The sequence below is a fragment of the Gordonia sp. BP-119 genome (assembly GCF_016924115.1).
GTDB classification, from domain to species: domain Bacteria; phylum Actinomycetota; class Actinomycetes; order Mycobacteriales; family Mycobacteriaceae; genus Gordonia; species Gordonia hongkongensis.
This window is the reverse complement of the sequence record NZ_JAFFZF010000050.1, coordinates 22,896-30,256: the sequence shown is the minus strand read 5'-3', so window position 1 is coordinate 30,256 and position 7,361 is coordinate 22,896. Positions and strand designations below refer to the sequence as shown.

The following is a 7,361-nucleotide window of genomic DNA, read 5'->3' as shown; positions in this document are numbered from 1 at the left end:
CAGAAACGATGGACAATGCGGTGGAAACCAGCACTCAACGCATTCGCCATCACCTTCGCCGACCGCATGCCGGCCAGCGAAGACAACTAACCGAAAACGCCACTTACACCGTTAATCTGATACTCCCATGACTGTCGGATGTCCCCCTGGCCGCGGCTCGCTTGCCGGCTCTCAGAGAGCCGACTTTGACACGGTGGTTGACAACTCAGGCACCCCGTACGGTCGGCTGTCGTCCGACGACTACCGTTGGGTAGCCGCGTTGGCGATGACTAGACCTACGGGCCGGGCCGGACGACCAGGGCTACGAGTCAGCTGCATCGGGCGTGTCAGCGTCCGGTGCAGCGATCACTGTAGTTGCCGTAAGTCCGCGGCCGGTGATTGGTTCAAGAGCACCGAGGGCATCCGTTATGGCTGTCAGTGTCTCGTCCTCTAGGTGGCTAGCGGCCATGATGTTCTCACGCGCTTGTTCCTGCGTGATCGCTTTAAACTCTTCGATAGCCTTGTAGTAACGTACTGCGTGCTCTATTCCGTCTGCACGGTGTTTGAGTGCTTCAGCTTTGCTCTTCTCCTCCGCACTGATGGCTTCGGCGAGTAGCGCGTCATCCCGAGCTGTTTGAACAGCGGTGTAGATTTGTCGCCCATCTGATCTGAAGATCGTGTGGAGCAATCCCAGGATTTTACTGTCGTGTCGTTGGAGCAGATCACGGATCGTGAAGCCAGCACCGGCGGCAGCAGTTGCACCGCTGGGCGCAGCGAATTGCCAGTTCTCAAGAAGCCACATAAAGAGGTCGCTTCCGTAGTGCAGCCGCCTAGTGGTGATCTCAATAGAATTCGGAGACTGTGTGGCGACGGCAAGAGCTGTGGAACCTAGCCCGGTCGATGCTGGGTCAGGTGGAGTGATGTCGGCACCCACCTCGACCACCAGGCGGGCGATTGCAGCGATTGCTTCCACAACCTTGGCGATCTCAGATGGATCGATACCGTCGGGCAGGGGCATCCGAAATTCGGTAACTCCAACAAACACTCGAGGCGGGAGGACGTTCTCGTCCCTTCGTCGAGGTGAACTTGGCTTGTTTGAGGCGATAGCGATTGGGTAAGGCAGTGCAGCCCGGTCAATCTTGCCGTCGTGCCGTATCGGCATCTCGTCTATCTGAATTATCGCCACGGGATTGAGGTATTCCGGCAGTATATGACGGACTAACGCGTGCAAGACTGAGCCGTCAACAGCCTTGAAGTCGGCTGGGACTACGTAGCCGTAGATTTGGTGGTCACGAAACACTACAACCGCCTGTAAGACACCGGGTGCCGCTCGGAGTGCAGATTCGATCTCGTCAATCTCGAAGGCAAAATCCGAGCCTGTCACTGACAAACGCTGCGAGTCGGAAATGTCAGTGTCGGTCAGGTCGGCGCCGGTCAGGTCGACTCCGGTCAGGTCGGCGCCGGTCAGGTCGGCGCCGGTCAGGTACGCACGAGTCAAGTTTGCGCGGACCAGCCTCGCGTCAGCTAGGTTCGCGCCAGTTAGGTTCGCGCCGAACAGGATCGCGCCGGTCAGGTCCGCGAGAGTCAGGATCGCGCCGTAGAGATTCGCTTCGATCAGCATCGCGCCGAACAGGATCGCTTCGGTTAGGTTCGCGCCTGACAGGTTCGCGCGTGACAGGTTCGCGCCTGACAGGCTCGCGACGAACAGGTTCGCGCCGGTCAGGTTCGCGCCGGTCAGGGTCGCGCGATTCAGGGTCGCACGAGCGAGGGTCGCCCGAGTCAGGTCCGCGCCGGTCAGGTCCGCGCCTGACAGATTCGCGCCTGACAAATTCGCATCGGCCAGCTGTGCACCCGCGAGGTTTACCTGCGGCCGATCATTCGCTGCACGCCATCTGTTCCATCTGACGATTTGGCCGTCGATTAGGAACTGGGTCGGTACGTTCGGGTCAGCCACATATAGATCGAACCATACGCCTAGGGATCTGGCGCTTACGCTGATAAAGCAGCAGTCGAGCATACTGATACAACCGTGTCCGTAGACGTTAATCAGCAGGCCCTTACACTCCAAGATCGTGCCTCAGCGAAAGCCAGGACTCTCCCCCGCCATGCGGGTTATTCCATTGCCGAACGGCGGCCTGTCCACGTCCGAGCTACCTCGGGCGTCAGGACTCCTCCCGCTCGGCTCCCGAACCGCCGAAGACGTTGTAGTGGTCCTGGATCGGGCGCTGATCTGCGGTGTCACTGGTGGTGCGCTCGTTCGAGTCGACCCCTCCACCGGGGAGCGGAGCACTATCACGGACACCGGTGGTCGGCCGCTGGGTCCGGAGGTGTGCGACGACGGTCGACTGATCGTGTGCGATGCGCACAAGCTACACCAGGCACTTTGCTCTCATTGACCTCTCGGCGTCGGCAGGCCTACATTGTCGTCGTCACAGTAGTTGCACCAGACGAGGGAGTAACTAGTTAACTAGTTACTTGAATACTAGTCAATTACCGAGTAGCGTGAAGGTATGCCACCTCACGACACTGGATCATCCTCCGCAGCGATTCTCGGTGTGGATGTCCCAGCCCGTGCGATGCGCGTCAAGCTCGGACCCGAGCAAGCCGCAGTTCAACCCGATCCGCTGCTTCGCGAGGCCGTGGGATGGCGAGCCGGACTGCCAACGGACAAGCTATGGGACCGCGGGCGGGGCGTCTGGAAGGCGAAGGCCGCCCAAATTCTCGATAGCGACCTACTCCTCCTTGCTGCTGATGGTTTGGTCGTGCTGGTCGGCACCATCAACGGGGTCACCAAGCACGGCGATCGACTAGCTGTCACAGGTGAGCCAATCCCAGACCACCCGCTCATCGGCAAGGCCGACCCACTACACAACCGCTCTTCGAACCCTATTGCGTACGGACTCTTAGGAACTCACTCAAAGGAGAAGAACGCCATGCATCTCGACGACATCAACGCTGCGCTGCACCCCTGGCGCGACCGGCCGAAGGTAAACACACCCTTGGCGGCATGTGCCGCCTTGGTCTGCAACAAATCCGAGGGCGCGAAGCTGTATGTGAACGACGAAATCGATTGCGACCACATCCACTTGGTGAAGGACGTAAACGCCCTTGTCGCAGCGTTCGAAAGGGATGAACTCGATCCCGGATGGGGAGAGCTTGGAGACGGCAACTTTGGCACCTTTATCGGTACCAGACAAGCCGCGACCGTCGCTGGAGTCCAGGGATGGCCGTCGCCCCCGCGCGACGCACACTAGTCGCTGATGCCGACAGCCCGTTTTTCACGATGCCGGGTCGGCCTACGGTCAACTCAGACTCACGCTTGTGGATCGTTGCTCCCGCGATATAGCTGGAGCACATTCCCACGTTCGGCCGGCGCCGTTGGGCCTCGACGGCATCGTCGCTTTCTTCGACCTGAGGTCCATCGTCTAGAGGCGCTTCTGGCGGGCGGCTGCATATTCGCTGTAGCTGGCCTGCATCAGCCGTGGGTCGCGATCGGGCCGTCTTTGAAACAGTGCGGTTCGCCGCAGGTGGGCTCGGTTGTGAAAGTTGGTCGATGAGAGGCCTACAAGGCCGTGGGTGAGATCGATTGCAGCATCGGTGAAGTCGAGCAGGGGCGCGACGATCATGATGTAAAAGACATCGACGGGGCCCTCAAGTCCCCCGGTGAACCAATTGCGTGAGTGTGTCGCACCCGATCCCAGCGTCCACATGTACTCGACCCCAGGCATATAGCGTTCCGCGGCCTCCGTGATGTTGATCTTTAACGCCGCCCGTGCGCTGCGCTCGTACGCCACCGAGGAGACGAACTCCGGGTGTTTCTTATCGAACTTAAGATCAAACTGCGCGTTCGTGAGGAGCGCCTGCATCCCAGTCATTGCCTCGCGCACCTCAGCCAATTTCTCGGTGCCGTTCGGGACCTGGGAAAGCGGTCCTACGTTCCCCTGGATTGTCCGCAGCAACAGTGCCGCCCACCGCGAGGTCCGCGCCGCGGGCTCGAGCGCGGGATCCACGGCCCAACACACCTCCAGCAACGCCTCTTGAATGGACCGCCCCAGCGACAACATGGGGATCGGCAGGAGCTCGTCATTGCCGAGCAACACTGCTAGGCCGGCGGCGTGCTCATCCGCGACCCTCAACAGCTCGACCACCTCGCCGAGCGCTGCCTCCCACAGTCCAGAAAGGCAGTCCCGCCGATCGACTGTGCCACCGGCGGCCCACTCCAAGTCCCGTGCTCGCGGCGAGCCTTCCGCCGGGTCGCGAAACGCGGCCAGTGCGGACCTCAACTCGTCGCCTACCGCGCGTCGGTGCTGCTCAACAATCCGCAGCGCGAGATCCTGCGTGGAACGCACGCGTTACCGACCAGCGTGCTTCGCATAGAGTTGTCTCAACCCGGCGAGGCGATGCCCACCAGCACCCAGCCCGACCATGTATCCGGCGAGGAACGTGAACGAGATCCCCTCTTCGGCCAGCAACGCCAGGTCGTCGTCGATCCGCCGCCTGAGGAACGAATCCGACACCGAATACCCGTTGTAGCCCGCGTCGTAAATCGACTCGAACGCCTCACGCAACACGGCATCTACCTCCGGACGAGCCATGCCCGTACCCAGATCAATCGCGCTTACAGCAGCCGCCCACCCAGCAACCTCGCCAGCGCCATGCTCAACCACACCCAGGGCGTTACCATCAGCCAACCCAACCGCGGCCGCCAGGAGCTCCACCGACGGAGCAAACGCCAAGATGGGGCCACCAGTAGTTATCGACAGATTGCGGCCACTGCCGACGTTTCCGTTCGCGATGAAGCGCGCTACCGCCGGCGGCGGGTCACGCAAGTCCCTCTTCTGAGAGAGCACGAACCCTCGCTGACCATAGTTGTCGCCAGCGTCGGCAAGCCACGCCGCGACCACCTCTACTGCGCGGTCCGGACCCACATCTCGGCTGATCCATGCGTTCGTTGACGGCACCACGCCCCAAAGGATATGCCGACAACCGAATACACCAGCGCTACCGCGACACCGGCGCCCTCCCGGACAAACGCCCGCTACGGAGAGAGACAGTTCACAAGGAATCTGGTTTTGATAGGTCGCGATCCGTATTCACTTGCCCCCCAGGTGGTTTGAAGTGCCGATAATGTACCTTATGACGTTTCGGCAGCTCACGGCCCACGGTCCGTAAATGCCTCTCTTCTGACGGCCGGTGGGACCTCGAGCAGGAGTCGGTCACGCCCTGTTGTCCGAGTTCGAGGCTTCACCGTGCGCGTATATCCGCTCACCGTGGCCAGGCGACCCTAGAGCATCGCGCTGCCACAGAACGCCGACGACGACACCGATGGCGGTCGTCAACCACCACAACCAGGTGTAGACAGTATGCGTGGCGACCTACCGTGATGCGTGGATCAGAGAAGAAGCTTGGATTCAGAACGCATACTGCATCACTCTGATCAGCGCGATCGAACCCGATCAGGTTTTGACGAGCCTGCACGCTCGCCAGGACCGGCCTGTAGCAGTCGGTGCAGACGACGCCTTCTACGAAGGCGGGGACCTCGCGAAGGATCAGCAACTTTCCGTGACCGAGCACCAAGTCGTTGCTGTCGCAAACGCGGGGAACGGTTGGAGCCTCATGATCCAAGACAATGGTTATATCGGAACCACAGATTCGGCTATGGCGTCATTGACGGCTAACCACGAGGTCGTCTCACAGTCTCAGAATATCAACGGTGACAACTACTTTGTGTGGTGGCGTGACGGTGTGAGGCAGGTTCTCTTCAGCCCATCCAATCCGGTGTGGGAGTTAGTAGGAGAAGGGGCGGCATATCAAGGGTCTGCGGCCGGGGTGGCTCGTATCGTCGAGCTGATCAACGAAGTTGGTGGTATCGAGTTAAACGGTCCACCACCCGAAGGCCGCACGAACTCTCATCATGTGGAGGGCGCCTTCGCTCTGGCTGAACAGCTCACCGGTGTCGCAGTTACCCCTCGGCTACTCGTCAAGGCGAGCTTCACCGTTGCCGTCGTGCCGGTCAACGCAGCTACGGCGGGACACGGCCCCGCAACTGACGAGCCTTCCCGCGCCCAAGTTGACGAGGTACCCACCTGGGAGCAGGTCATGAAGTTGCACACCTCTTCGCATAAACTGCCGATTCACGGGACCTTGATCGAGTCTGACCACGATATTGACGCGACGAGGACCGTTGAATTCTGGCGTAAGCACAAGCGAGCCTGGCGGATAGCTGATGAGGCGGGTGTATGCCGCATCGTGGGACGACGCGGCGAGAACTGGTTCCGGGTTGATGGGGAGCTGACCGACGAGCCTGGCAGTAGGCACACAGAAGGCCTGCACCCTATGCTGCTGCTACAGATTCTCGATAATTGGACATTCGGTCGCCACACCGCCCCAACAGTGCCGTGGGAGAAAGGGACCCCGGTGACCGTCGCGAGCCGGCCAGCCTGGGAGTTTGCCGTCAAGGACGAGCATCGCAACCCCAGTAGGATCGCATTCGATGCCGCAACGGGCATAGCTGTCCGGTGGCAGCGAGACAGCACAACCTACGAATTGACCACCTTAGACGCCGACATTAAGTTACCCGACGACCTCTTTGAAGGGCCGTAGTCCTGAGTGGGTGAGCGCCCCGCTTGCGGGCCGTCAAACATGACTCGGCTCGAACGTCCGTCGCCTGATCTTCGGACACGGCAGCCAGATCGCGTGGGAAGGCCCGCGCTAGCAAGTCAGCAGCCGAGTCGCCGGACTGCGCACTGGCGGCTCGGCTACGTCCCGCTGTAGACCACGAACAGCTGTGTGTGCGACGGGGTGAAGTTCAGAACGACTGCCCGTTCAGCCTGGTTCAGAGATTGGTCGGGACTGCGGGCACCCTCGGAGCGGCTAATCCGCGCGCCACCACCGGCGGGGCAGGTCAAACCAACCTCGGTGAGATTTTGACCGGCCCACGGTGAGGGGATAGACGCGCACGGCAGATCCTCGAACTCGGACAACACGCCACTGACGTCGGCCGCCCGCAACGTCCGGAACTGATCGGCAGGCCCGTCGTACCGGATGGCGAACGCTGAGGAGCCGACTGAATCCACTGGCCACACCAAGCCCTGAGCGAACTCGAAACCGTCGGGGGCGTGCATACCCCGTCGTTCGATGCGCTCAGTAGCATCGTTTGCGTCGATGGTCTTGCGGTACGGCGGTTCCTGAAACCCGCATGCCGGGGCCAGCATCCCGGCACACAACGCCACCGCCAGGGCCACCACACCCGAACGAACTCGACCGAAGCGTGCCATCTCTCTCCCCTGATAGAAGTCGCGCGACGAGCACCCGAAGCCGCGGCGGGAACAACCACCCGACTCTATGCGCCGCACACGTGGCAGGGGCGAGACCACCGAGCG

At 61.2% G+C, this 7,361-nt stretch carries 7 protein-coding genes; 2 read left to right on the top strand and 5 right to left on the bottom strand.

The annotated features are described in order from the left end of the window. Positions 1 to 301: 301 nt before the first annotated feature. Together JW364_RS21385 and JW364_RS21380 are read right to left on the bottom strand one after the other, a co-directional pair. Positions 302 to 1,933: a pentapeptide repeat-containing protein gene (locus JW364_RS21385; RefSeq protein WP_205334310.1), complete on the bottom strand. Its 1,632-nt coding sequence runs from the start codon at positions 1,931 to 1,933 to the stop codon at positions 302 to 304. Positions 1,934 to 2,141: 208 nt separating this feature from the next. Further along, positions 2,142 to 2,345 (bottom strand): hypothetical protein, encoded by a 204-nt coding sequence (locus tag JW364_RS21380; protein ID WP_205334309.1) that lies wholly within the window; start codon positions 2,343 to 2,345, stop codon positions 2,142 to 2,144. Between the two features lie 210 nt (positions 2,346 to 2,555). Between JW364_RS21380 and JW364_RS21375 the strand changes: the two genes are divergently transcribed. Then, positions 2,556 to 3,233, top strand: a complete 678-nt coding sequence (locus tag JW364_RS21375) for a hypothetical protein (RefSeq protein WP_205334308.1) — start codon at positions 2,556 to 2,558, stop codon at positions 3,231 to 3,233. A gap of 171 nt (positions 3,234 to 3,404) precedes the next feature. Here JW364_RS21375 and JW364_RS21370 read toward each other — a convergent pair whose 3' ends face one another. Continuing rightward, entirely contained in the window at positions 3,405 to 4,328 is a 924-nt protein-coding gene (locus tag JW364_RS21370) for a hypothetical protein (protein ID WP_205334307.1), read from the bottom strand. A gap of 3 nt (positions 4,329 to 4,331) precedes the next feature. Further along, positions 4,332 to 4,943, bottom strand: a complete 612-nt coding sequence (locus tag JW364_RS21365; RefSeq protein ID WP_205334306.1) for a hypothetical protein — start codon at positions 4,941 to 4,943, stop codon at positions 4,332 to 4,334. Positions 4,944 to 5,346: 403 nt separating this feature from the next. Between JW364_RS21365 and JW364_RS21360 the strand changes: the two genes are divergently transcribed. Next, entirely contained in the window at positions 5,347 to 6,582 is a 1,236-nt protein-coding gene (locus tag JW364_RS21360) for a DUF6461 domain-containing protein (protein ID WP_205334305.1), read from the top strand. Between the two features lie 155 nt (positions 6,583 to 6,737). Here JW364_RS21360 and JW364_RS21355 read toward each other — a convergent pair whose 3' ends face one another. Beyond that, on the bottom strand, positions 6,738 to 7,256 hold the full coding sequence (locus tag JW364_RS21355; RefSeq protein ID WP_205334304.1) for a hypothetical protein: 519 nt from the start codon (positions 7,254 to 7,256) through the stop codon (positions 6,738 to 6,740). Between the last annotated feature and the right edge of the window lie 105 nt (positions 7,257 to 7,361).